At 72.7% G+C, this 24,253-nt stretch carries 22 protein-coding genes and 4 pseudogenes; 13 read left to right on the top strand and 13 right to left on the bottom strand.

Going from position 1 to position 24,253, the window contains the following annotated elements; all coding sequences use genetic code 11:
- The 3 genes and pseudogenes from ACIG87_RS30150 to ACIG87_RS30140 all read left to right on the top strand — a co-directional run.
- A pseudogene (locus ACIG87_RS30150) lies at window positions 1-219 on the top strand (2-oxoacid:ferredoxin oxidoreductase subunit beta); the annotation flags it as partial.
- Window positions 216-854: a 4'-phosphopantetheinyl transferase gene (locus ACIG87_RS30145; protein WP_396855005.1), complete on the top strand. Its 639-nt coding sequence runs from the start codon at window positions 216-218 to the stop codon at window positions 852-854. The pseudogene ACIG87_RS30150 and the gene ACIG87_RS30145, both read left to right, overlap by 4 nt.
- 52 nt (window positions 855-906) lie before the next feature.
- Window positions 907-1,746: a metallophosphoesterase family protein gene (locus ACIG87_RS30140; protein WP_396855004.1), complete on the top strand. Its 840-nt coding sequence runs from the start codon at window positions 907-909 to the stop codon at window positions 1,744-1,746.
- 3 nt (window positions 1,747-1,749) lie between these two features.
- Here ACIG87_RS30140 and ACIG87_RS30135 read toward each other — a convergent pair whose 3' ends face one another.
- Entirely contained in the window at window positions 1,750-3,171 is a 1,422-nt protein-coding gene (locus ACIG87_RS30135) for an acyl-CoA synthetase (protein WP_396855012.1), read from the bottom strand.
- Window positions 3,172-3,479: 308 nt separating this feature from the next.
- Here ACIG87_RS30135 and ACIG87_RS30130 point away from each other — a divergent pair, with 308 nt between their 5' ends.
- Complete coding sequence (locus tag ACIG87_RS30130; protein WP_396855003.1) at window positions 3,480-3,851, top strand: VOC family protein; 372 nt, start codon at window positions 3,480-3,482, stop codon at window positions 3,849-3,851.
- Window positions 3,852-3,923: 72 nt separating this feature from the next.
- Here ACIG87_RS30130 and ACIG87_RS30125 read toward each other — a convergent pair whose 3' ends face one another.
- Window positions 3,924-4,439 (bottom strand): 2'-5' RNA ligase family protein, encoded by a 516-nt coding sequence (locus ACIG87_RS30125; protein WP_396855002.1) that lies wholly within the window; start codon window positions 4,437-4,439, stop codon window positions 3,924-3,926.
- 78 nt (window positions 4,440-4,517) lie between these two features.
- On the opposite strand from ACIG87_RS30125, the gene ACIG87_RS30120 reads away from it, so the two are divergent.
- Complete coding sequence (locus tag ACIG87_RS30120) at window positions 4,518-5,024, top strand: DinB family protein (protein ID WP_396855001.1); 507 nt, start codon at window positions 4,518-4,520, stop codon at window positions 5,022-5,024.
- Here ACIG87_RS30120 and ACIG87_RS30115 read toward each other — a convergent pair.
- The gene (locus ACIG87_RS30115; RefSeq protein WP_396855000.1) at window positions 4,997-5,254 is read right to left on the bottom strand and encodes a hypothetical protein; all 258 of its coding nucleotides are present in this window, start codon (window positions 5,252-5,254) and stop codon (window positions 4,997-4,999) included. The two genes, ACIG87_RS30120 and ACIG87_RS30115, sit on opposite strands and share 28 nt — an antisense overlap.
- A gap of 183 nt (window positions 5,255-5,437) precedes the next feature.
- Between ACIG87_RS30115 and ACIG87_RS30110 the strand changes: the two genes are divergently transcribed.
- Both ACIG87_RS30110 and ACIG87_RS30105 read left to right on the top strand, forming a co-directional pair.
- The gene (locus tag ACIG87_RS30110) at window positions 5,438-5,908 is read left to right on the top strand and encodes a hypothetical protein (RefSeq protein ID WP_396854999.1); all 471 of its coding nucleotides are present in this window, start codon (window positions 5,438-5,440) and stop codon (window positions 5,906-5,908) included.
- A 4-nt stretch (window positions 5,909-5,912) separates the two neighbouring features.
- Window positions 5,913-6,959: a polyprenyl synthetase family protein gene (locus tag ACIG87_RS30105; protein WP_396854998.1), complete on the top strand. Its 1,047-nt coding sequence runs from the start codon at window positions 5,913-5,915 to the stop codon at window positions 6,957-6,959.
- A 51-nt stretch (window positions 6,960-7,010) separates the two neighbouring features.
- On the opposite strand, the gene ACIG87_RS30100 is transcribed toward ACIG87_RS30105, so the two are convergent.
- Window positions 7,011-7,517, bottom strand: a complete 507-nt coding sequence (locus ACIG87_RS30100; protein ID WP_396854997.1) for a DinB family protein — start codon at window positions 7,515-7,517, stop codon at window positions 7,011-7,013.
- A 126-nt stretch (window positions 7,518-7,643) separates the two neighbouring features.
- Here ACIG87_RS30100 and ACIG87_RS30095 point away from each other — a divergent pair, with 126 nt between their 5' ends.
- Window positions 7,644-8,540 (top strand): DUF72 domain-containing protein, encoded by an 897-nt coding sequence (locus tag ACIG87_RS30095; protein ID WP_396854996.1) that lies wholly within the window; start codon window positions 7,644-7,646, stop codon window positions 8,538-8,540.
- A 94-nt stretch (window positions 8,541-8,634) separates the two neighbouring features.
- On the opposite strand, the gene ACIG87_RS30090 is transcribed toward ACIG87_RS30095, so the two are convergent.
- From ACIG87_RS30090 to ACIG87_RS30075, 4 genes are all read right to left on the bottom strand, one after another.
- Window positions 8,635-8,958 carry a hypothetical protein gene (locus ACIG87_RS30090; RefSeq protein ID WP_396854995.1) on the bottom strand — a complete coding sequence of 108 codons (324 nt, stop codon included), beginning with the start codon at window positions 8,956-8,958 and terminating at the stop codon, window positions 8,635-8,637.
- A 225-nt stretch (window positions 8,959-9,183) separates the two neighbouring features.
- Window positions 9,184-9,807, bottom strand: coding sequence for a hypothetical protein (locus ACIG87_RS30085; RefSeq protein WP_396854994.1), 624 nt, complete (start codon window positions 9,805-9,807; stop codon window positions 9,184-9,186).
- 101 nt (window positions 9,808-9,908) lie between these two features.
- Window positions 9,909-10,772 carry an alpha/beta fold hydrolase gene (locus ACIG87_RS30080; protein ID WP_396854993.1) on the bottom strand — a complete coding sequence of 288 codons (864 nt, stop codon included), beginning with the start codon at window positions 10,770-10,772 and terminating at the stop codon, window positions 9,909-9,911.
- 55 nt (window positions 10,773-10,827) lie between these two features.
- A complete protein-coding gene (locus ACIG87_RS30075) occupies window positions 10,828-12,048 on the bottom strand; it encodes a globin domain-containing protein (RefSeq protein WP_396854992.1) in 1,221 nt (406 codons plus the stop codon).
- Between the two features lie 9 nt (window positions 12,049-12,057).
- Here ACIG87_RS30075 and ACIG87_RS30070 point away from each other — a divergent pair, with 9 nt between their 5' ends.
- Window positions 12,058-12,273: a hypothetical protein gene (locus ACIG87_RS30070; protein WP_396854991.1), complete on the top strand. Its 216-nt coding sequence runs from the start codon at window positions 12,058-12,060 to the stop codon at window positions 12,271-12,273.
- A 79-nt stretch (window positions 12,274-12,352) separates the two neighbouring features.
- Here ACIG87_RS30070 and ACIG87_RS30065 read toward each other — a convergent pair whose 3' ends face one another.
- Window positions 12,353-13,609 carry a hypothetical protein gene (locus ACIG87_RS30065; RefSeq protein ID WP_396854990.1) on the bottom strand — a complete coding sequence of 419 codons (1,257 nt, stop codon included), beginning with the start codon at window positions 13,607-13,609 and terminating at the stop codon, window positions 12,353-12,355.
- A gap of 284 nt (window positions 13,610-13,893) precedes the next feature.
- On the opposite strand from ACIG87_RS30065, the pseudogene ACIG87_RS30060 reads away from it, so the two are divergent.
- The 4 genes and pseudogenes from ACIG87_RS30060 to ACIG87_RS30045 all read left to right on the top strand — a co-directional run.
- Window positions 13,894-15,339, top strand: a pseudogene (locus tag ACIG87_RS30060) (ATP-binding protein); the annotation flags it as partial.
- Window positions 15,316-16,785, top strand: a pseudogene (locus ACIG87_RS30055) (DNA topoisomerase); the annotation flags it as partial. The pseudogenes ACIG87_RS30060 and ACIG87_RS30055, both read left to right, overlap by 24 nt.
- A 6-nt stretch (window positions 16,786-16,791) precedes the next feature.
- Window positions 16,792-17,430: pseudogene (locus ACIG87_RS30050) on the top strand (toprim domain-containing protein); the annotation flags it as partial.
- 38 nt (window positions 17,431-17,468) lie between these two features.
- The gene (locus ACIG87_RS30045) at window positions 17,469-19,958 is read left to right on the top strand and encodes a DNA topoisomerase (ATP-hydrolyzing) subunit A (protein ID WP_396854989.1); all 2,490 of its coding nucleotides are present in this window, start codon (window positions 17,469-17,471) and stop codon (window positions 19,956-19,958) included.
- 156 nt (window positions 19,959-20,114) lie between these two features.
- Here the strand turns inward: ACIG87_RS30045 and ACIG87_RS30040 are convergent, their stop codons facing one another.
- The 4 genes from ACIG87_RS30040 to ACIG87_RS30025 all read right to left on the bottom strand — a co-directional run bounded on the left by ACIG87_RS30040 (window position 20,115) and on the right by ACIG87_RS30025 (window position 24,206).
- Complete coding sequence (locus tag ACIG87_RS30040; RefSeq protein WP_396854988.1) at window positions 20,115-21,443, bottom strand: uracil-xanthine permease family protein; 1,329 nt, start codon at window positions 21,441-21,443, stop codon at window positions 20,115-20,117.
- Window positions 21,444-21,626: 183 nt separating this feature from the next.
- Window positions 21,627-22,232 carry an alpha-ketoglutarate-dependent dioxygenase AlkB gene (locus ACIG87_RS30035; protein ID WP_396855011.1) on the bottom strand — a complete coding sequence of 202 codons (606 nt, stop codon included), beginning with the start codon at window positions 22,230-22,232 and terminating at the stop codon, window positions 21,627-21,629.
- 40 nt (window positions 22,233-22,272) lie between these two features.
- Entirely contained in the window at window positions 22,273-23,466 is a 1,194-nt protein-coding gene (locus tag ACIG87_RS30030) for a PseG/SpsG family protein (protein ID WP_396855010.1), read from the bottom strand.
- Complete coding sequence (locus tag ACIG87_RS30025; protein ID WP_396855009.1) at window positions 23,463-24,206, bottom strand: cytidylyltransferase domain-containing protein; 744 nt, start codon at window positions 24,204-24,206, stop codon at window positions 23,463-23,465. Before ACIG87_RS30025 ends, ACIG87_RS30030 begins: the two co-directional genes overlap by 4 nt.
- Between the last annotated feature and the right edge of the window lie 47 nt (window positions 24,207-24,253).

Raw genomic sequence — 24,253 nt, 5'->3', positions numbered from 1 at the left:
CCCGCCTACGCCTTCGCCCTGTCCCGACTCCCCGGACCAGACCTCCGCAACACCCCCATCGGCGTGTTCCGACAAACCACCCGCCCCACCTACGATAACCTCGTACAACAACAACTCACCACCGCCAAAGCCACCACCACCCACACCCCCGAACAACAACTCACCGACCTCCTCACCACCGGCGACACCTGGACCATCCGGCCGCTGGCCGACGCATGATCGAGCAGCTCACGCCGCCTGGTGCCGTTGCCGTCGAGGCGTTCGACGACACCGACACCGAGCCACTGCACCCCGAGGAAGCCGCGCTGGTGGCCCGCGCCGTCGAGAAGCGACGACTGGAGTTCACCACCGCCCGCACCTGTGCCCGCCGGGCCCTGCGCGCCCTCGGCCAGCCACCCGCCCCGGTACTCACCGGCGAACGGGGCGCACCCGTCTGGCCGGCCGGTGTGGTCGGCAGCCTCACCCACTGCGCCGGTTACCGGGCTGCCGTCGTCGCCCACCGGGACGACGTCCGGACCATCGGCATCGACGCCGAACCCGACGCTCCGCTGCCCGACGGCGTCCTCGACGCCATCGCCCTGCCCGACGAGCGGGCCATGGTGCACCGGCTGACCGCCGACACCCCCGGTCCGGACTGGGGGCGGCTGCTGTTCAGCGCCAAGGAGGCCCTCTACAAGGCGTGGTTCCCGACCACCGGTGTCTTCCTCGGCTTCGACGAGGCCCGGATCACCCTCCACCCGGCCGAACGCACCTTCACCGCCCGCGTCCTCGTCCCCGGTCGCGGGCGGGACTTCGACGGCCGCTATCTGTGCGACGCCGGCCTGACCCTGACCGTCGTCGCCGTACCGAACTGAGCCGCACCCGCACCGCCCGGCAGCGCACTGGACGAACGAGGGGACCACACCGATGAACGCCGGCATCTACGCCGTCAGCGACCTGCACGTGGCGTACCCGGAGAACCGGAAGATCGTGGAGAGCCTGTGGCCCCGCGCGGCCGGCGACTGGCTGATCGTCGCCGGTGACGTCGCCGAACTCTTCGCCGACGTCACCTGGGCGCTGAAGCTGCTCAGCGAACGGTTCGGCAAGGTCATCTGGACGCCCGGCAACCACGAGCTGTGGACCCACTCCCAGGACCCCGTCCGGCTGCGGGGTGAGGCCCGCTACCAGGCCATCGTGCGGCACTGCCGGGACCTGGGCGTGAGCACCCCCGAGGACGACTACCCGGTCTGGGTCGGGGCCGGCGGTCCCCTGCTGGTGGCACCGCTGTTCATCGGCTACGACTACACGTTCCGTGAGCCGGGCGTGAACAGCAAGGAACAGTCCCTGGCTCGGGCGCACGCCGCCGGCGTGGTCTGCGCCGACGAGGTCTTCCTCCACCCCGATCCGTACCCGAGCCGGGACGCGTGGTGCCGGGCCCGGGTGGCGCTGACCGAGGCCCGGCTCGACGGCTGCGACCCGGCCGTGCCGAAGATCCTGGTCAACCACTATCCGCTGGTCCGGATGCCCACCGACATCCTGCGCTACCCCGAGTTCGCCCAGTGGTGCGGCACCGAACTCACCGCCGACTGGCACCGCCGTTTCCACGCCGCGACGGTGATCTACGGCCACCTGCACATCCCCCGGGTCACCTGGCACGACGGGGTGCGGTTCGAGGAGGTCTCGGTCGGCTACCCCCGGGAGTGGCGGCCCCGTGCCCGCCCCGACTCGTGGCTGAAGCCGGTGCTGCCTGCACCCGCGCAGGTCTGACCCTCACCCCTCGACGAGGCGTTTCTTCTGCACCTTGCCCAGCGCGTTGCGGGGGAGGGCGTCGACCAACCGGACCTCACGGGGTCGCTTGTGCACCGACAATTGCCGCGCGACGAAGTCCACCAGCTCCGGCCCGGTCACCCCGTCGCCGACCACGTACGCGGTGACCTGCTGCCCCAGATCCGGGTGCGGCAGGCCGACCACCGCCGCCTCGCGTACCGCCGGGTGGGCCAGCAGCGCCTCCTCCACCTCACCCGCCCCGATCCGGTAGCCGCCGCTCTTGATCAGGTCGGTGCTCGCCCGGCCGACGATCCGGTGCCAGCCGTCCGGGCCGACGGTGGCGACGTCCCCGGTCCGGAACCAGCCGTCGGCGGTGCGACTCGCCGCGTCGGCGTCCGGCCGGTTCAGGTAGCCGTCGAACAGGGTGGGGCCGGCGACCAGCAGCTCGCCCATCGCCGTACCGTCGGTCGGCAGGTCCCGGCCCTGCTCGTCGACGATCCGGGTGCGTACCCCGGGCAGTGGCACCCCGACGGCGCCCGGCCGGCGCGGTCCGTCCGCGCGGGCGCTCACCGTGATCAGGGTCTCGGTCATGCCGTACCGCTCGACCGCCCGGTGCCCGGTCAACGCCGCGAGGCCGTCGAAGACCGCCGTGGGCAGCGCCGCGCTGCCCGACACCAGCAGCCGGGCCGACCGCAACGCCCGCGCGGCGGCCGGCGTCGCACCGATCCGTGACCAGATGGTCGGTACGCCGAAGTAGAGCGTCCCGCCGGCTGCCGCGTACCGTTCCGGCTGCGGCCGGCCGACGTGGTGCAGCCGGCTGCCGACCCGCAGCGGACCGAGCACACCGAGTACCAGACCGTGTACGTGGAACAGCGGCAGCCCGTGCACCAGCAGGTCGTCCGGTGTCCACGCCCAGGCGTCGGCCAGCCCGTCCAGGCAGGTGGCGATCGCTGCGCGGGAGAGCAGCGCCCCCTTCGGCGCACCGGTGGTCCCGCTGGTGTAGAGGATCAGGGCGGTCCGGTCCGGCCCGGCCTCCGGATGCTCGGTCGCCGAGACGCGGCGCAGATCGACCGGTACGACCGGCAAGCCACCTCCGCCCGATGCCCCGCGTCCGCTCGGGGTCTCGCCGACCGGCGCGAGCAGGGCCTGCGCCGCCGAGTCGCGCAGGATGTGCTCCCGTTCCCGGGGCCCCGCGTCCGGGGGCACCGGTACCACCGCCGTACCGGCCAACAGCGCGCCCACCACGCCGACGACGGTCTCCATCGTGGCGGTGGTCTCGACCGCGACCCGGTCCAGGCCGTGCAGGTCGTCGGCGACCGCGGCGGCCGACTCCCGCAGGCGGGGCAGGGAGAGGGACCGGTCACCCACCCGGATCCGGTCCGGACGGTCGTCCATCGACGATGACATCGCGGCCAGCAGCGACACGGTCCACGCCTCCTGATCGATCGGCACGGGTACGTGCGGACGGCCCCGTGCCGCCGACGCTAGTGCGACGACCGACCCGTCACCACCCCTATGCGGCGTCCGGCGACGTCGGCCGTCCTGGCCGGGTGCCGGGTGGGCCATCGGCCGCTCGCCGACGCCCTCCCCGTGACCGGTGTGACAGCTCGACACCGCCGTCCCCGACGGGGGAACTTCAGGGGTCGGTTAAGGGTGCCGGTGCGACAGTCCTCCCGCCTACCGTCGGTCAGACGGATCCGTCGCCGGTCGACGGGGAAGGTGGCATCGACGTCATGACTTCCGAGCATCCACCGGCCGCGCCGTACCTGACGGTCACCGACGCGTCCGACGCCATCGCGTTCTACACCCACGTCTTCGGCGCGGTCCCGCAGCGGCAGGAGTGCCTTCCCGACGGGCGGGTGCTCACCGCCGACCTTGTCGTCGACGGCCACCGGTTCACGATCAGCGAGTGGGCCGACCCGCCCACGGCAACGCCCAGGCTGCCGGTGCTCACCGTGGAGTGCGTCGACGCCGATGCCGTGCTGCGTCGCGCCGTCGCGGTCGGTGCCCGGGTCAGCGCCGCCAACGGCACGCCGGGTGAGGTGCTGCTGCGTGACCCGAACGGCGCAAGCTGGGCCATCACCCGACCCGAAGGACTCGGCTGAGACGAGTGCGGGCCGGGCCGACCCTCCGTTGCCGCGGGCGGCGTCGAGGGCGGCGATCGGTACGGCCGGGAGTCAGGGCAGCGGGCGGGAGATGTCCCGGGCGTGGTCGACGACGGCCGCGCCGACCACGGTCGCCTCCAGCGGCAGCACCTCCAGGCAGCGCCGCACCGCCACGGCCATCAGCGGGTTCGGCACCCGCATGGAGAGCGTGCAGTGCGGGACCCAGCGCCCCGGCCGGTAGTGCTCGGCCAACTCCACCCCGGCCCGGGTCAGCCGGTCGTGCACCAGGGCGTGCTGGGCGAGCAGTTCCGCGGTGGGGGTGACACCGAGCCAGAGCACCCGGCCGACGAACTGGCCGGCGTGCTGGAAGACCAGCCGCAGCGGGGCGGCCACCACGGTGGCGGTCAGCGCCTCGGCCACCCGGTCCGGGTCGAGTCGGGGCGCCACGGCCAGCGAGACGTGCGGTCGGTGCCGCTGCGCCAACAACGAGCGCATGCTCTGCACACCCTCGGACTCCAGCGCGTCCCACAGGGCCCGGATGCGCCGAGTGGCGTCGGTGTCCAGATAACACTCGAGCGCCGCGACCACCGAATCACCCTAGAGCGCGGTTTGTCGGCCTCCGACAGCGGTATCCGGGTCTGGTACGCCCGCGAGAAGGAGGAACCGGTGAACGTCGACGACCTGCTGACCGAGGTCTACGGCCAACTGCCCGACCTGGTACGTGCGGCGGTGGACGGGCTCAGCCCCGACGAGCTGTGCCGGGCCCCCGGCCCGGGTGCCAACCCGGTCGGCTGGCTGATCTGGCACCTCACCCGGATTCAGGACCAGCAGATCGCGGAGCTGCTCGGGGCCGACCAGATCGGGGTCACCGGCGACTGGGCGGCCCGGTTCGGGCTTTCCGTCGATCCTGCCGACACCGGCTACGACCACACCCCGGAGCAGGTCGCCGCCGTGCGTCCGGAGAGCGCGGAGGTGCTGGTCGACTACCACCGGGCCGTGGCGGAGCGGACCCGGAAGTTCCTGGCCGGACTGCGACCGGCGGACCTGGACCGGGTGGTCGACGAGAACTGGGATCCGCCGGTGACCCTCGGGGTCCGGCTGGTCAGCGTCGCCTCCGACGATCTCCAGCACGTCGGTCAGGCCGCCTATGTGCGGGGCCTGATCCGGCCCTGACCGGGGATCTCACCCGGTCGGGTGTCGTCGGCGGTACCGGGCGATGTCGACCGGAGGGCGTCGGCCCGAGCGGCCCGGAACGCCGACATCGCCCCCGGCTCCCCGCGTAGCTCGGCCGGGTGCGGCGCGGCGCGGACCGCCGCCAGGAGCGCCACGAGCGGCCCCGGGCCGGCGACCGGCCCGCTGAGCAGCCGTTCGGCGGTTTCCTGGTCCAGGCGGTGTCCTTTCATCTCGTGTCCCTCAGCGCCAGCCCGGTGCGGGACGTCACACCCGCAGGGGCGCAGGTTGCCCCCGTCACACCGGGCGCGGGGGCGGACGACGAAACTGCGTCGGCATCCCTACATTACGTGACCGGATGGTTCGGTTCGGTGTCAGACTCCGCTGGACAGGCCGCATCGAGGGAGGTTGGCAGCATGCCGGGACGTGACACGCACAGTGACGAGCGCTTCGATCAGGTCGGCGACGAGGTGTCGGCTGCCGTCACCCGAGCGGCGTCGGTGCTCGAGGAGGAGCTGTCCGCCGGCATCGCCAGCGCCCGCCGCCTCCAGGAGAAGCTGACCGCCGACCGGCGGGTCGACCCGGCCGCCTTCGACGAGGTGGCCGACCGGGTCCGCAAGGACACCCATTCGCTGATCGACATGGTGGTCGCCCAACTGCCGACCACCGGCGAGCGGGGCGAGCTGACCCGCCGCTACGCCTCCGACGCGCACGACGTGCTGGACAGCCTGATCGACCTGGCCCGGCTCGCCCCGGAGCTGGCCAACGGGCTGCTCGACCGGGTGACCGAGCAGGGCCACCACCCGTCCTTCGGTGACGGGCCGGCACGCGTCGACCCGACCGCGGGCGCTCCGGCAGCCGGCGGCGGTCCCGGCCCGGTGTCCTGAGCCGATGGCTGCCCCGGGCCTCGACGACCAGGTCGGGGAGGTGCTGGACCGCTACCGCGCGCGGACCATGGCGACCCTGCTGACCCAGCTGCCCACCGGCGGACCCCGCTACCTCTACGACCTGGTCGCCGACTATCCCCGCCGCTGCGGCAAGGGACTTCGCGCGGCGCTCTGCCTGGCTGCGTGCCGGCTCGCCGGGGACGGTGCCGAGGTGGACGAGGCGGCGGTCAACGTGGCCACCACCGTCGAGTTGTTCCACAACGCCTTCCTGATCCACGACGACATCCAGGACGGCAGTGAGCAGCGGCGAGGCGCACCGACCCTGCCCGCCGAGTACGGCATCGGTGTGGCCCTCAACGTCGGCAACATGACCAACCTGCTCGCCCTGGACCGGCTGATGGCCAACCGGGACGGGCTCGGCTCCGGCACCGCCTGGCAACTGGTCGAGGAGAGCCGGCTGATGCTGCGCCACTCGCTGGAGGGCCAGGCGATCGAGATCGGCTGGATCCGGGACAACGTCTGCGACCTCACCCCCGACGACTACTACCGGATGTGCCTGAAGAAGACGTCCTGGTACACCTGCATCTATCCCTGCCGCACCGGCATCCTGGCGGCCGGCGACGGGCGGCTGCGCCGGGACCGGCTGGACCGTTACGGCTGGTACCTCGGCGCGGCCTTCCAGATCACCGACGACGTGTTGAACCTGGTGGGGGAGTACTCGGCCTATGGCAAGGAGATCGCCGGCGACCTGTGGGAGGGCAAGCGCACCCTGATCCTCATCGACTTCCTGGGGCGCTGCACCGCCGGGGAACGGGAGCGGGCGGTGGCCTTCCTCGGCACCCCCCGCGCCGGCCGCACCGCCGCCGAGGTGCGCTGGCTGCACCGCCGGCTGATGGCGTACGACAGCGTGGAGGTGGCCCGCCGCAGCGCCCGCGAGCTGGCCGACGCGGCGTTGGCCGAGGGGCGGGCCGCGCTCGGCGACCGGGCCGACACCGAGGACGGCCGGTTTCTGCTCGGACTGACCCGGTACGTCGTCGACCGCACCCGCTGAGGTCGGTCGCCTCCTGTCGGAGCCTGGTCGCCCCCGTGGAACGGCCGGAGTTCAGCCCATCGTCTTCGCGCCGTCGATCGACTCGCGGATGATGTCGGCGTGCCCGGCGTGCTGGGCGGTCTCCGCGATGATGTGCAGCAGCACCCGCCGCACCGACCAGCGCGCGCCCGGCGCGAACCAGGGCGCCTCCGGCAGCGGGTGGCTCGCGTCCAGGTCGAGGGTGGCGATCAGCTCGTCGGTGTGGGCGGACGTCTCGGCGTACCGGTCGAGCAGGCCGGCCAGGGTGTCGTCGCCGGACATCCGGAACAGGTCGGCCCAGTCGACCGGCTCGCTCTGCATCGCCTCGGCCCCGCCGACCATGAACCGCGCCCAGCGCTGCTCCACCACGGTCACGTGCTTGATCAGGCCGCCCAGGCACAGCTCGCTGACCGTGCTGCGGGTTGCCGCCTGCGCGTCGGTCAGCCCGCGCACGGTGTGCCGCAGGAAGCCGCGGTGCAGGCTGACGGCCTGCGCCAGGTCGGCCCGTTCGCCGGTGAGCGCCCGCTCCGAAGTGGTCATCCCCGTCCACCCTCCGTGGTCGATGTCGTCGCGGCCCACGCTAGGGCCACCCCCCGACACTTCCGGTGCGCCACCCCCGACGGCCAGCGGTTGCCGATCCGGCCGACGGGCGGTGCACTGGAGCACATGGGAGTGATCAGGGTGGGCACCTCGTCCTGGGCGGATCAGACGCTGCTGCGTTCCGGCTGGTATCCCCGATCGGCACGCACCCCGGCGCAGCGGCTCGGCTGGTACGCCGGGCAGTTCGGGCTGGTCGAGGTGGACACCTCGTACTACGCCATCCCGACGCCGGAGACCACCAGCGGTTGGGCGGCGGCCACCCCGGCGGGCTTCACCTTCGACGTCAAGGCGTTCAGCCTCTTCACCGGGCACCCGACGCCGGTGCAGGTGCTGCCGAAGGACCTGCGACCGGCCAGCGGACCATCCCGGGTCCGCCGCCGTGACCTGCCCGAGGTGTCGTACGACGAGCTGTGGGACCGGTTCCGGGCGGCGCTGGAACCGCTCGCGGCGGCCGACCGGCTCGGCGCGGTGCTGTTGCAGTTTCCGCCGTGGCTGGTGCGCGGTGCGGACGCCCGGCGGCGGATCGAGGAACTGGCCGACCGGTGCCGGCCGTGGCGGGTCGCGGTGGAGCTGCGCCACGGGTCCTGGTTCGACGGCGTCGCGGCGGCCGAGACGGTGACCTTCCTGCGCGACCACGACCTCAGCCTGGTCTGCGTCGACATGCCGCAGGGGCACCCCTCCTCGGTGCCGCCGATCATGATCGGTACGGCCGAGCCGGTGCTGGTCCGGATGCACGGCCACAGCGCGCACTGGGCGGACGGCAGCAAGGAGGACCGGTTCCGGTACGCCTACGCCGACGACGAACTGCGCCGGTGGGCGGAGCTACTGGCCGACCTGGCCACCCGGTCCGGGGAACTGCACGTGTTGTTCAACAACTGCTGCGCGGGGCAGGCACAGCGGGACGCCACCCGGCTGGCGGAGCTGCTCGGGGTGACTCCCACCCCGGCGGCGGCCACCCGCTGACCGGTCCCGTACGGGAGGGCGACTCGCTGACCGCCCTGCCGCTGACCGGTCCGCCGCTGGCGGCCCCCGGACGGGCCGGACGGGGCGGGCCGGGTCATTCCCGGCTGATGCCCTCCGGGTGCATTCCGGTCGTCTCCTCGAGGGAGTTGTCCGGCAGATCGCCGGTCGCCGTGTCGGTCGGGAAGGACCGTCGGGGCGGTGCCGGGTCCGGCGGTGCGCCCGGCCCGGCCGGCATCGTCGGGGTGGGCTCGACCGGGCCGAAACCGTGTCGGCCCGCCGGCCGGGAGTCGCGGGAGGGTTCGCCGGCCCGTCGCTCGCCCCGCCGGCCCGCCGGCCGGGAGTCGCGGGAGGGTTCGCCGGCCCGTCGCTCGCCCCGCCGGCCCGGCGGCACGGCCGTCTCCTCGCTGCCCTCGTCCATCGGGTCGTCCGCGCCCGAGCCCCACGGCGGGGTCCGCGTCGCACCCGTCCGTGGTGCCCCAGGGAGCAGCCGACTCCGGTCCCCGCCCGCCACCGCGTCGATCGTTCGCCGTCATCGCCCACCTCGCTGTCGGTCGTCCCGGTCGTCGTCACCGACCCGCCGGTGCGGGGCCCGCCGTCGACAGCACGACGGCAGGCCCCGCACCGGCCGGTTCCGGCCCGTCGGTCAGCCGGCCATCGCCATCCGCCGACGGGCCCCCGTCGCGGCCAGCCGACCCATCGTCACCGGGGCGCCCATCAACCCACCGGCGCGACCGAGCATTCCCCGGAACACCTGGCCGGGCTTCTGCTGCTCGCCCATGTACGCCGTGACCACCACCAGCGCCCCGGTCAACGCCGGGATGGTCCACTGGAGGACCTTCATCTGCCGCTGCCGGTGCGCCACCTCGGTGGGCGTCTGGTAGTTCGGCTCGGTGGTCCCCGAGACCGGCGGGTTGCCGGCGTTCTGCAACTTCATGCCGACCAACCGGCTGTATCCGGTCGCCGCGAGCGCGCCGACGGTGAGCGCGGTCTTCACCGCGCTCATCCGGCCCACGCCGGCCTGCGCCATCATGCGCGGGCTCTCGGTGGCCAGTTCCCCCACCGCGCCGGCCAGGTGGGCGCCGATCGCCGCCGCGTTGACCGGGGTCCACCGGGCCCACCCGGCCGAGGCCACCGGGAGTCGTTGGGTCGAGTCGCTGATCTTTGCCGCCGCCCCGTTCACGCCCAGCGCTCCCATCAGGGAGCCACCAAACCAGGCCGCCAGGCCCAGGTCGTGCATCGAGCGCAGTGCGGTGTGTCGTTCCGACATCTGATCCCCCTCCACCGTGTTCGGGCGCAGCGGCATACCCGTCGTGGCGGCGGCTACGCGCCCGTTTCCGCGCTGGCCGGTGGAAATTCGAGGAGTCGGGGTCAGCGGCGCGGCAGGCCCGCCGCGAAGTCGGCCACCCGCCGGGTGAGCGGCAGCCCGGCCCGGACCCAGCGGAAGTGGTCCAGCGGGGCCCCCGCCTCGGCCACGGTGTACCGGTGCCGGGTGACCGGCGCGGCGGTCAGCTTGGCGCAGAGGTGGTCGACGGTCGGGTGCGGGGTGTACTGGTCGTCGTCGACGCTGACCGCGAGCACCGGGACGGTCAGCCGGCCCACGGCCGCCTCGCTGTCCACCCCGTCCAGCGTGGGGAAGCGGCCGGTCCGGGCGGTGCGCGCCCAGTCCCGGATCACCCCGCGCGCCTGCCGGCCGCCGAACCCCCACCCCGGCCAGACCCCGAGCGCCCCGGCGACCGCCCCGATCCCCTGGGTGTACGGCAGCACGCCGTACCCCCGGAGGCCGGGGTAGCTGCGCCAGTACGGCACGCCGACGGCGAGCAGGGCTAGCCCGTCGACCGGGTCGGCACCGTGCAGGGCCAGGTGCAGCAGGGCCGCCTGCCCGCCGAGGGAGTGCCCGAGCAGCAGCCTCGGGCGGCCGTCCAGCCGGGGCTTCAGCGCTTCGAGGACAGCGCCGACGTCGGCGGCCAGCTCGCGGTAGCCGTAACGGCAGGAACGCGACGGTGGGGGAGTGCTGAGGCCGGTGCCGCGCAGGTCGGCGACGACCACGGCGAGCCCGGCGTCGCGCAGCGCGGTGGCGAACGGGCGGTAGTAGCGGGCCCGGACCCCCATCGCCGGCCAGATCACCACCACCGGGCCACCGGGTGCCCCGTCGGGTTCCGGGTAGACCTGGATGCCGAGCCGGGCCCGGTCGACGTCAACGAACTCCTGCGCGTACTCCGCTTCCCCGCTCACCGCCCTAGCCTACCGGCTGGTAATAACGGCCCCGGGTGGTGGGCGGGGTGGCCGCTCAGCTCTCCCTCGGCAGCATCCCCGGTCCGAACACCTCGTAGGCGATCCGTTCCACCGGTACGCCCCGGCGCAGCAGTCCGCCCCGGACCTGGTTCATGAACGGCAGCGGCCCACAGAGGTGCACGTGTGCGTCGGGGGAGAGCGGGATCAGCTCCGGGTCGATACGTCCCCGGGCCACCTCGGCGATCAGTGCCGGGCTGTCGTCGCCGTCGGTGGTCTCCTCGTACCAGAGTCGCAGCTGCAGTCGGGGCAGCCGGGCGTGCGGTGCGGCCAGTTCGGCCCGGTGGGCGTGGGCCGCGCCGTCCCGGTCGGCGTGGGCCAGCACCACCGGCCGGTCCGGTGCGGTGGCCGCCAGGTGTTCCAGGGCGGACATCGCCGGGGTGAGGCCGATCCCGGCGCTGACCAGCAGCAGCGGCCCGTCGCCGGCGACCGCGCTGACCTCGCCGAAGGGCGGGCTCAGCCGCAGGGTGTCGCCGGGGCCGACGCGCTCGTGCAGGGCGGTGGAGACCAGCCCGTCCGGGGATCCGCCGGTGCCGCGTACCCGCTTCACGGTGATCCGCCAGTGATCGGCGTCGGGGCGGCCGGAGAGGCTGTACTGGCGGATCTGCTGGCCGCGCCCACCGTCGAGGTCCACCGCGACCGAGACGTACTGCCCGGGGACGAAGCCCGGCACCGGACCGCCGTCGGCCGGGACGAGGGTGAACGAGACGGTGTCGGTGGCTTCCGGCGTCACCCCGGCGACCCGCCAGTCGCGCCACACCGAACCGTTCCCGGGTAGCCCCGAGGTCGTGTACAGGCGGGCCTCCCGGGCGACGAGTTCGCAGGCCATCAGCCAGTACACCTCGTCCCAGGCGGCGGCGACCTGCGGGGTGACCGCCGTGCCGAGCACCTCGCCGACGGCGGCCATCAGGTGCCGACCCACCAGCGGGTACTGGCTGGCGGCGATGCCGAGCGAGGCGTGCTTGTGCGCGATCCGGTCCAGGATCGCCTCCCACGCCGACGCGTCGTCGCCGGTGAGGTGCCCGGCGTACGCGACGACGGAGGCGGCCAGGGCCGCCTGCTGCCGGCCGGTCGCCTGGTTGCCCCGGTTGAACAGGTTGAGCAGCTCCGGGTGGGCGGCGAACATCCGGGCGTAGAACCGCCCGGTGATCTGGTCGGCGTGCGCCCGGACCACGGGCAGGGTGGCGGTGACGACGGTGGCTGACGACTCCGAGAGCACGGGCGGGTCGTGCGCGCCTTCGAGGGGGAGGGCGAGGTGGTCTCCTGCGAGGAGTCCGGCCGTGCCCTGCGCGCCGGTTGCCGGCTGCGGGTCCAGCTCCGCCGTGCCCAGGCGGCCTTCCTCGCCGTCCTCGACGAGGTGCCCCTGGGCGATCTGGTCGACGGCCCGGCGGCCCCGCTGCTGCTGCTCACCCCCGCCCCGCCCGGACCGGCGAGGGCGACCTGAACGGTCCGGCCGGCAGCGGTGCTCCGGGCGGACCGGCCGGTGGGAGCGACCCGGCTGGTCGCCCCCACCGGCTGTCGGTTCAGCTGATCCGGACCGTGCCGTCCGCCGACCGGACGCAGGAGACCGCGCGGGCGGCGGTCGCCGCCGCCCCGGTCAGACACCGGCCGAGCACCTGGTGCCCGGCCGCGCTCGGGTGCCAGGACTCCTGGCAGGTCTGGAAGTACGTCCCGCAGGTGTTGGCGATCCGCTGGATGTCCAGCTTGTCGTAGCCGGAGAGGCTGGTCACGAAGACGCCCGAGGTGCCGTCCTGGAGCCGGATCGGGGTGGCCAGCGCGTTGCCGGGGCTGCCCGCCGACTCGCAGAGCCGGGCGCCGTCGAAGGCCCGCTGCACGTTGAGGTAGACCAGGTCAGCGGCGGGGAACTCGGCGGACAGGGTGCTGCGCACCGAGTTCACCAGGGTGCCCAGGCCCTGGGAGAAGCGCTGGCCGGGGGCGAGGCTGGCCCGGTGGATCGGGCAGCCGGCGGCGTACCGCTCGGCACCCAGGTCGCGGAACTTGTCCCGGGTGTCGTCCCGGCTGTCCTCCTCCCAGTAGGTCGAGGCCAGCTCCGGCGGCAGCGGGTTGGTGTAGTCCTGGAAGACGATCCGGTGCTGGCCATCGGCGTCGATCTGGTCGAGCGTGGTCAGGATCTGCCGGACCGCCGCCGTGGTCTCCGCGGTGGCCGCGCTGACCTGGGCGGCAGTGGCCAGGTCAGCGTCCGAGCAGGGTTCCTGCTCGACCGGCCCGCCCAGGTACGCCCAGAACTCCCACCAGCCGGTCCAGGCGTCGGCGATGAACCGATTGGCGCACTTCTCGGCCACGCTGCCGAAGGTGAAGGAGCTGTTGTTCGATCCGAGGCCGACCAGCACCAGGTCGATGTCGTGGGTCTGCCCGACCGCGCGGAGCTGGTCGAGCTGGGCGGCGACCTGCCGACCCTTGGCCCGGCTGGCCGAGGCGTTGGCGATGTCGTAGGGCTGGCCGCCGGAGCAGGCGAGGTTGAACCGGTCGGTGATCCCCGGCAGCTCCGCCTTGAACAGCGAGGCGTTCGGCGAGCGGTGGCAGAAGTAGGCGTTGTTGTTCGGCGCCGACCAGCCCGGGAAGGGCTGGGCCACCCCGTTGAGGTCGGTCACCGGCGCGTACGACCCGGCACCCTCGCCGCTGATGAAGCTGTCGCCGAGGGCGACCGCGGCGGTGGGCAGGGCGGCGGCGGCCGGTGCGGGCGGGCCGGCGGCGATCGGCAGGGCGGCCGTGGCGACGGTGAGGGCCGCCGCGAGGGCGGTCCGACGGAACCTGGACATGACGTCCCCCATCTGTCCATGGAAATGTGAAAGATCCTTCACGGCCGCGATCAGATCACTTGGCGAGATGGGCGTCAATGCCTCTTAACACGATCGTCGAATGACGGAAACTGTCGTTTCCGGCTCGGCGCTCGCTCGGCCAGGGAAGGCTCCGGTGGTCGGCGGTGTTGTCACCCGGAGACGCGCAGTCGGCGTCCGACGCAGGGCTGCATGCCGCTGTCGGGGCGTACGGCTACGCTCGCTGCGGCACGCCGCGTGGAGATCGAGGCGGTGAGCGGCACCACATCGCCGAGACCGGGGAGTACGACCAGTTGACCGCACAGCCTGACGCCCTCTACGGGGCAGACGACCTCACCCACCTGGAGGGCCTGGACGCCGTCCGCAAGCGTCCCGGCATGTACATCGGCTCCACCGACAGTCGTGGCGTGGGTCACCTCGTCAACGAGATCCTGGACAACTCCACCGACGAGGGTGTCGCGGGTCACGCCAGCACGGTCGAGGTGGTCCTGCACGCCGACGGCTCGGTACGGGTCGACGACGACGGCCGGGGCATCCCGACCGACGTGCACGCCAAGTCGGGCATCTCCGGCGTCGAGTTGGTGCTCACCCGGCTGCACGCCGGCGGCAAGTTCGGCGGCTCCGGCTACAAGACCTCCGGCGGCCTGCACGGCGTGGGCGCCTCCGCGGTCAACGCGCTGTCCCGCCGGTTCGACGTGACCGTCCGGCGCGGCGGCAAGGTGCACGCGATGTCGTTCCGCCACGGCGTGCCCGGCGTCTTCGACGGCGAGGGCCCGGAGGCCCCGTTCACCCCCGGGCCCGGCCTCCAGGTCGTCGGGGTGATGAAGCGGGGTCAGCGCACCGGCACGTCGATCCGGTACTGGCACGACGCCCGCTACTTCGAGACCGGCGCGCGGCTGGACGTCGACGCGGTCCGGATGAAGCTACGCAACACCGCCTTCCTGGTCCCCGGGGTCGACTACCGGCTGCGCGACGAGACCGCCGAGGAGCCGGTCGAGGAGCGGTTCCACTTCCCCAACGGGCTCACCGACATGGTGGAGTTCCTGGCCCCGGCCGGCGACCGGCCGGTCTCCGGCACCCTGCTGGTCACCGGCGAGGGGACGTACCGGGAGAACGCCGCCGACGCCAACGGGGTGATGCAGTCCAACGTGCAGCGCCGGGCCGAGGTCGAGATCGCCTTCCGCTGGGGCACCGGCTACGAGCGCACCGTCGAGTGCTTCACCAACACCATCCGCAACGCGCACGGCGGCACCCACCGCAAGGGCTTCGAGCGGGCGCTGACCCGTACCCTGGCCGATGCCGTCCGCAACACCCGGGGCCTGCTCAAGCCCAAGGAGGACCCGCCCACCCTGGACGACGTCCTGGAGGGGATGACGGCGGTGCTGCACGTGCGCATCCCCGAGCCGCAGTTCACCTCGCAGACCAAGGACGAGCTGTCCACCGCCGGCATCACCAAGGTGCTGCAGACCCTGGTCGAGCAGCACGTCAAGGCGTGGCTGGAGGACCGGCGCAGCAAGGCCGAGGCGCGCACGGTGCTCCAGAAGATCGTCGACGCGGCCCGGGTGCGGCTGACCCAGAAGCAGCAGAAGGACGCGGCCCGGCGCAAGACCGCCCTGGAGGGCGCGTCGATGCCGGCCAAGCTGGTCGACTGCCGCGCCACCGGGGTGGACCGCAGCGAGCTGTTCATCGTGGAGGGGGACAGCGCCCTGGGGTGTTTCACCGGCGACACCATGGTTGCGCTCGCCTCCGGCGAGGCCCGGTCCTTTGCCGATCTGGCAGCGGACTGGCAGCGGGGGGTGACCCATTTCGGCTATACCACCAACAAGGCGGGGCGCGTGGTGGTCGCTCCTCTGGTGGAGCCACGCCTCACCAAGAGAGCTGCCCGGCTGGTCCGGGTGCAGCTCGACAACGGCGCGTCGGTGCGTTGCACACCGGATCACCTCTTCCGGCTGCGTGACGGTTCCTACCGACGGGCCGATGCCCTGGTCCCCGGTGAATCGCTCATGCCCTTGTACCGGAGCGTTTCCAGTAAATCCGAGGGGCATAAGCTGCACGGATACGAACGGATCTGGATGAACGACCGGGAGGAGTGGGTCTACACCCACTACCTCGCCGACGCCTGGAATCCTCGTCACGATCGTGACAGCGCCACCAACGGCAACGTCCGTCACCACATCGACATCAACAAGCGCAACAACGATCCGCGAAACATTCAACGGATGACCTGGGCCGATCACTCAGCACTGCACGCCGCGATGATGGGCGAACACGTCCACGCGGGCTGGCGGGAGTGGTTTGCCAACGGCGGCCGGGAGTTCAAGTCGGCCATGCTCAGTGCGCAGTGGCGCGATCCCGCATTCCGTGAGGCGTGCCTCGCTCGGCTGTTCGCGCTCAACGAGTCACCCGAATTTCGGGCCAAGCTGAACAAGGGATTTCAGGACTGGTACGACGCGCTCGATGACGAGGAAAAGGCCGCTTACGCCGATCGGATGCGGGACCGGCAGGCCCAGTACTGGTCACAGCCCGAGCACCGTGAGGCCGCTGCGGAGCGCGTCCGGAACTACTTCGCGGACCCTGCTCGTCGTTCCGCCTGGCGGGCGCGTTCGGTGCGGCAGTGGGACAACTCCGAGCTGCGTGCCTGGCGGTCGCGAAAGACCATCGAACAGTTCGGTGATCCTGCCGAGCGGGAACGCCAGCGCAACGCGGTGCGGGCCTGGCACGAGGAGAATCCTGAATTCGGGGCCCGTCACTCACGTTTGATGAAGCAGCGGTTGGCGGACCCGGACACCGGTCACCTTGCCAAGGCGCAGGCTGGTCGGGCGGCCTACGTGGCCAACGTGCCAAAGGGCGAGCGGGTCGGTCGCCAACAGGAGGGCAGGCGGCGGGCCGCGCTCAAGCGGCTCGCTCCGCTGCTGGTGCTAACGGATGCGGAGCTTGCCGCGGCGTACGAAGCCGAGCGTCTGAGGTCCGCACGCACAGGACTCCGGTTCGATCGACTCCTGGCGTTCTACGACAGCGATTACGCCCGCCTCCGGGAGGCGGTCAATCTGGTGAACCACCGTGTCGTGTCTGTCGAGCCGCTTGACGAGACAGCGGACGTCTACGACCTGACGGTTGACGGCTACCACAATTTTGCCCTCGAAGCCGGAGTCTTCGTCCACAACAGTGCACGGGTCGCTCGTACCTCCGAGTACCAGGCGCTACTGCCGATCCGCGGCAAGATCCTCAACGTGCAGAAGGCGAACCTCCAGCAGGTGTTGGACAACGTCGAGTGCGCGGCGATCGTGCAGGTGCTCGGGGCCGGCTCGGGGCGTACCTTCGACCTGTCGTCGCTGCGCTACGGCAGGGTGTTGATCATGGCGGACGCCGACGTGGACGGCGCGCACATCCGGACCCTGCTGATCACCCTCTTCGCCCGCTACATGCGACCGCTGATCGAGGCCGGCCGGCTCTTCGCCGCGATGCCCCCGCTGCACAAGATCACCACCAGGGGGCGCAGTCCGCAGACCATCTACACCTACACCCAGGCCGAGATGGAAGCGACGGTCCGCAAGCTGGAGAAGGCCGGCAAGCAGATCGTCACCCCGATCCCGCGCTTCAAGGGCCTCGGTGAGATGGACGCCGACGAGCTGTGGGAGACCACCATGAACCCGGCCACCCGGGCGGTCCGCCGGATCACCCTCGACGACGTCGACGCCGCCGAGCGCATCCTCGAACTCCTGATGGGGGAGAAGGTCGAACCGCGCCGCAACTGGCTGATCGACTCCTCCGACCGCGTCGACCGCGAGGCGATCGACGCATGAGCACCGTGGCCGCCGCAGACCCGGAAGAGAGCTGAACGATGGCACGCCGTAAGGACGACCGCGCCAAGGTGGACCTGTCCGCCTTCGACCAGGCCGGCGCGCGGGTCTTCGACAACCCACTGGTCACCGAGGTCTCCGACTCCTACCTGGAGTACGCCTTCTCGGTCATCCACTCCCGCGCCCTGCCCGACGCCCGGGACGGACTCAAGCCGGTGCACCGCCGCATCCTGTACTCGATGCACGAGCAGGGTCACCGCCCCGACCGGGGGCACGTAAAGTCGGCCCGGATTGTCGGCGATGTGATGGGAAAGTACCATCCGCACGGCGATACGGCGATCTACGACGCGATGGTCCGGCTCGCCCAGGACTTCTCGCTGAACGCGCCTCTCATCGACGGACATGGAAATTTTGGATCCCCAGACGATGGCCCGGCTGCGGCGCGCTACACCGAGGCCCGGCTCGCCCGGGAGGCGATGCTGCTCGTCGGGGAGCTGGGCGAGGACACCGTCGACGTCGAGCCCAACTACGACGGCTCGCTGACCCAGCCGACCGTGCTGCCCGCTGCCTTCCCGAACCTGCTGGTCAACGGGGCGTCCGGGATCGCGGTCGGGATGGCGACCAACATGATTCCGCACAACCTCGGCGAGGTGGTCTCCGCCGCCCGCTGGCTGATCAACCACCCGGACGCCGACCTCGACAAGCTGATGGAGTACATCCCCGGCCCCGACCTGCCCACCGGCGGTCTGCTGCTCGGGCTGGACGAGGTGCGCCGGGCGTACGAGACCGGGCGGGGCGTGGTGCGGATGCGCGGCCGGGTCGAGATCGGCCCACTGGAGGGCAGCCGGGGCCGGCAGGCGATCACCGTGGTCGAGCTGCCCTACGGCGTCGGCGCGGAGAAGGTCATCGCGGCGATCACCAACGAGGTCACCAAGACCAAGCGGCTCACCGGCATCGCCGACGTCAAGGACCTCACCGACCGGGAGAGCGGCACCCGGCTGGTCGTCGAGTGCAAGGTCGGGGTCAACCCGCAGGCGTTGCTGGCCGACCTCTACCGGCTCACCCCGCTGGAGCAGTCCTTCGGCATCAACAACCTGGTGCTGGTCGACGGCCAGCCGCGCACCCTCGGGTTGAAGGCGCTGCTGGAGGTCTTCCTGGCCCACCGCTACGACGTGGTGACCCGGCGCAGCGCGTACCGCAGGCGCAAGCGGGAGGAGCGGCTGCACCTGGTCGACGGCCTGCTGATCGCCCTGCTCGACATCGACCGGGTGGTCAAGCTGATCCGGGCCAGCGAGGACGCCCAGGCGGCCAAGGACGGCCTGATGCAGAAGTTCAAGCTCTCCGAGATCCAGGCCACCTACATCCTGGACACCCCGCTGCGCCGACTGACGAAGTACGACCGGTTCGAGCTGGAGGCCGAGCAGGAGAAGCTGCGCGGGGAGATCGCCGAGCTGTCCAAGATCCTCGACGATCCCAAGGTGCTCAGGAAGGTCGTCTCCGACGAGCTGGCCGCAGTGGTGAAGCAGTTCGCCGCGCCGCGTCGTACCACCCTGGTCGACGGTGACCTCAAGGAGGTGCTCGCCGCGTCCGTGCCGGCCGGCCCGCTGGAGGTGGCCGACGACCCGTGCCAGGTGATCCTCTCCGCGACCGGGTTGGTCGCCCGCACCGCGGCCGAGTCGGAGGAGGCGTCCGAGGGGCGTCGGCGCAACGGCCGGGTCAAACACGACACGGTACGCGCGGTCGCGCACACCACCGCCCGGGGGCGGGTGCTCCTGGTCACCAGCGCCGGCCGGGCCTTCAAGGTCGACGTGTTGCCGCTGCCGGTGCTGCCCGAGCAGGCCGGCACGGTGTCGCTGCGCGGGGGCATGGCCGCTGCCGAGCTGGTCCCGCTGGAACCGGGGGAGACGGTGATCGGCCTGGCCCCGCTCGGGCCGACCGCGCAGGGCTCCCCCGGCCTGGCGCTGGGCACCCGGCAGGGTGTGGTGAAGGTCTGCACGCCGGAGTGGCCGGTCCGCTCGGACGAGTTCGAGGTGATCTCGCTACGGACGGGCGACGAGGTGGTCGGAGCCACCTGGCTCGCCGACGACGCCGAGACGCTGGCCTTCGTCACCAGCGAGGCGGCGCTGCTGCGGTTCGCCGTCTCGCTGGTCCGCCCGCAGGGGCTCAAGGGCGGTGGGATGGCCGGGGTCAACCTGCCTGCGGGGGCGCGGGTGGTGTTCTTCGGCGGGATCCGCACCGACGATGCGGCACACGGGGAGCCGATGGTGGTCACCTCGACCGGGGCGACGGTCAAGGTGACGCCGTTCGCGTCGTACCCGGCGAAGGGGAGGGCGACCGGCGGGGTGCGTGCGCAGCGGTTCCTCAAGGGCGAGACGGACCTGGTGGTGGCCTGGATCGGCGCGCGGCCGGTCGGGGCGACCGCGACCGGTGACCCGGTGGAGCTGCCGCCGGCCGATCCGCGCCGCGACGGCTCCGGCTTCGCCGTCATGCTCGGCCCCACCGTCGTCGGCCACCTCATCGAACGCGACTGACCAAGCCCGGCCTGGCCCGGCCAGGGCCAGGCCAGGCCAGGCCGAAGATCGTCTACGTGGTAGGGACTCGACACGCCGGGGTAGCCCACGGTGTGGCGTAGACGATCATGGTTGGTGGTCCCGGCGTGATCGGGGGAGCGCCGGGAAGCCCGTGGGTCAGAGCTCGGGTTCGGGGGCCGGGCGGGTGGGCGGGGTGGTGCCGCGCAGCCGGGCCACCAGCCGCATGGTGTGGTAGATGACCAGGGCGGCGGTGGTGCCCAGGGCGATGCCGCTGAAGGCGAGATCGCCGACGGTGAGGGTGTAGTCGGCCGCGCCGATGATCACCCCGACGGCGGCGGTCAGCAGGTTGACCGGGTCGTGGAAGTCGACCCGGTTCTCGATCCAGATCCGGGCGCCGAGGACGGCGATCAGGCCGTAGAGCGCGGTGGTGGCACCGCCGAGCACACCGGCCGGCACGGTGAGGATCAGCGCGCCGAACTTCGGGCTGAGCCCGAGCAGCACCGCCGCCAGCCCGGCCACCCAGTACGCGGCGGTCGAGTAGACCCGGGTCGCCGCCATCACCCCGATGTTCTCCGCGTACGTGGTGGTGCCGGAGCCACCGCCGGAGCCGGCCAGCACGGTGGCCAGGCCGTCGCCGATGAACGCCCGGCCCAGATCGCGGTCGAGGTTGCGGCCGGTCATCGTCGCGACCGCCTTGACGTGGCCGGCGTTCTCCGCGATCAGCACCAGGATCACCGGGATGACCAGCACCACCGCCCGGAGACTGAAGCTCGGCGCGTGCAACTGCGGCAGCCCTACCCAGGCGGCGTCGCGCAGCCCGTCGACCGTCTTCGGGTCGAGGCCGCCGACCAGCGCGGCGAACAGCCAGCCGACCCCCACGCCGAGCAGGATGGACAGCCGGGCCAGGAAGCCCCGGAAGGCGACCGTGGCGAGCAGGATCGCGGCCAGGGTGACCACGGCGATCAACGGCTGGGCCTTGACGCCGGTGCCGCTGCCGTTACCGTCCCAGGCCACCGGGGCCAGGTTGAGGCCGATCAGCGCGACGATCGCGCCGGTCACCACGGGCGGCATCAGCGCGTCGATCCAGCCCGCCCCGGCGAGCTGCACCACCAGCCCGACAAGGGCCAGCGCGACACCGGCGACGACGATCCCGCCGAGCGCCGGGCCGATGTCCCCACCGGCCTTCGCCGCCAGCACGGGGGCGATGAAGGCGAACGACGACCCCAGGTAAGAGGGCAACCGGTTGCCGGTGATCAGCAGGAACAGCAGCGTGCCGAGGCCGGAGAAGAAGAGCGTGGTGGCGGGTGGGAAACCGGTGATCAGCGGCACCGTGAAGGTGGCGCCGAACATCGCCACCACGTGCTGCACGCCGACGCCGACCGTCCGGGGCCAGGACAGTCGCTCACCGGGGTGCACCACGTCGCCGGGGCCGACCGTCCGACCGTCCCCGTGCACCACCCACGGCGACCAGCGAGAACCGATCATGCCGCGCCTCCACGCCCTCGCCCGACGGGGATCCGATCGACCCTGGGAACTGTTTCTAGCACGCCCCCACCCCGCCCACCATGCCCCCTGCCGCCCCGGGGACGACTGCCGTCGGTGGATTCAGACGGCAGGCCTGGACGGGTAGCGGCCCCGCGCGGTGGATCCGGAGTGCGGGAAGGGTTGTCAAGCGACGTCGACGGGGCGGAACTGGACGCTGACCCGGGGGCCGACCGGCCGGGTGGTCTTGGGGACGGCGTGCTCCCAGGTGCGTTGGCAGGAACCGCCCATCACCACCAGGTCGCCGTGGCCCAGCGGGAAGCGCAGCGTCTCGCCGCCACCGCGGGGACGTAGCACCAGCGGGCGGGGAGCCCCGAAGGACACGATCGCCACCATGGTGTCGGTGTGCGCGGAGCGGCCGAGGGTGTCGCCGTGCCAGGCGACGCTGTCCCGCCCGTCGCGGTAGCGGCACATGCCGGCGGTGACGAACGGTTCGCCCAGCTCGGCCGCGTAGTGCCGGGTCAGCGTCGTGCGCGCGTCGGTGAGCAGCGGGTGCGGCAGCGGGCGACCTTCGCCGTACCAGCAGAGCAGGCGGGGGACGTCGACCTCGGTGTCGTACATGGTGCGGCGCTCGGCCCGCCAGGGCACCTCGGTGAGCAGGGTGTCGAGCACCGCGTCGGAGCCGTGCACCCAACCGGGCAGATGGTCCACCCAGGCGCCCCGGGCGAGCACCTGTCGACGCAGCCCGGACAGCGGCGTCAGCGTCGGGCCGGCGTCGTCGAGGTCGAGCATCGATGGTTGGTAGGCGGCCTGCGGCACATCCCGCACCCTATCAGGGTTTTAGTACACGCGTACGATCGGCGATCAGGGTGAGGACGGCATCGGCGACCCGGGCCCGGCCGTGCCCGTCGACGGTGGCCCAGGCTCGGGCCGCGAGCGTCGCCCGTCGAGCCGGCGACGCCAGCAGCGCGTGCAACGTCCGGGCCGCGTCCGTCCGGGCGGTCCGGCCGGCCAGCCCCGGCGCGACCAGCTCCGGCAGCTCACCGAGCCCGGCGGCGAGCCCGTGCGCCACCACCCGGCGGTACGAGTCGCGCTGGTTGTCCACCACGCAGACCAGCGCGGCGGGCGCACCCAGACAGCACAGCTCCCAGGTGGAGGTGCCGGCGGCGCTGACCACCAGGTCGGCCGCGCCGATCAGCGCGGGCAGGGCGTCGGTCGGCGCGACGAGGTGCAGGGACTGCCCCCGCCCCGGGGTGACCTGCGTCAGCTCGGCCTCGATCTCCGGTCGCCCGACCACCACGGTCAGCTCCATCGGGTGACCGGTGGCGAACAGCACCCGGGCCAGCACCGGGGCCGCACCGACCGCGTCGGTGCCGCCGAAGAAGGCCAGCACCCGGGGCCGGCTCGTCGGGGTGGCCGGGGGCGGGGTGGCCGGCCGGGCGGCGGTCACCGAGCCGCGCAGCAGCGCGTACCGGACCCCGGCCAGCAACCGTCCAGGGGGCGCTTCGGCGTCAGGTGTGCCACCGGTGGGCGCGATGTCGGCGGGTGTGCTGGCAGTGGGCGGGTGGCCGTCGGGTGCGCCACCGGTGGGTGGGGTGTCGGCGGTGCCGCCGACGTCCTGGTCTGCCGGCGCGGGGGTGTCCGCACCGAAATTCTGGTCCAGGTAGAGGTCGGCGTCCTGGCTTCGGGTGTCGCCGTCGACGATGGCCAGGGTGACCACGCCGGCCGCCCGCAGCGCGCCGGCCCCGGCCGGGTCCAGCTCGTACGAGTCGAGCACCAGCGCGTCCAGGGCGTGCCGGTGGGCCGCCTCGACCAGCCCGGCGGGGGTGTCCGGACCGGGGTGGAGCGGGATGCCGCACGCGGCCAGTTGGGCGGCGGCCCAGCCGACCCGCTGCACCGTGCCGAACAGTTCGACCCGGACGCCCCGGGCCAGGAACTCCTCGCCGAGGGCCAGACACCGGACCAGGTGCCCGACGCCGGTGCGGGGCCCGGCGTCGCAGCGCAACCCGATCCGTGGCGGGTTCAGGACTCCTCCAGCCGCTTCTGGCGTACCGAGGAGTTGAGGGTACGCAGGGCGGGCCGGCCGTCCAACCAGTCGGCGAGCTTGGCCAGCGGCACGCTCGCGTCGCCGAAGTGGTCGACGACCGCGCTGACCAGCGCCCAGTCCTGCTCGGTGTCGAGGGTGAGCCGCAGCGCCGACCGGTCCGGGGTGAGGGTCACCCCGAGCACCCGGAACAGCTCCGGATGGGTGTACGCGTACGAGGTGACGTGCACCCGGTGGTGGTCGGTGGCGAGCCGGTCCAGGGTACGCAGGGTGTCCGCCCGGATGATCTCGACGTCCAGCCCCCGGGGCAGGGTACGGGCGATCGAGGTGCTGGCGTAGTCGAGGCCGGGGACCGCCCGGTACACCGCCGCCACCAGGGTGACGATCTCCGGGTCGAGCAGTGGGCAGTCCGCGGTGAACCGCATGACGGCGTCCCCCGGGTGGGCGTCGAGCGCGCCCACGAACCGGCTCAGCACGTCGTCCACCGGGCCCCGGTGGACCGGGACGTCGAGCCGCCCGCACTCGGTGACCACCGCGTCGTCGACCGGGTCGACGCTGGTGGCGACGACCAGGTCGGTGAGGACCCCGCTGTCCCGGGCGGCCCGGACCACCCGGCCGAGGACGCTGCGCCCGGCCAGCGGGCGCAGCACCTTGCCGGGTAGCCGGGACGACCCCATCCGGGCCTGCACGACCCCGGTGATCCGGAGGTCGGCACCGGGCAGCCCGGTCGGTGCGACCCCGCCGCGTGCGGGGGTGCCGGTGCAGCCGG

Source organism: Micromonospora sp. NPDC051925, assembly GCF_044548625.1.
In the GTDB taxonomy this organism is placed as follows: domain Bacteria; phylum Actinomycetota; class Actinomycetes; order Mycobacteriales; family Micromonosporaceae; genus Micromonospora.
The sequence above is the reverse complement of the archived record's forward strand: the minus strand, read 5'-3'. Positions and strand labels throughout refer to the sequence as shown.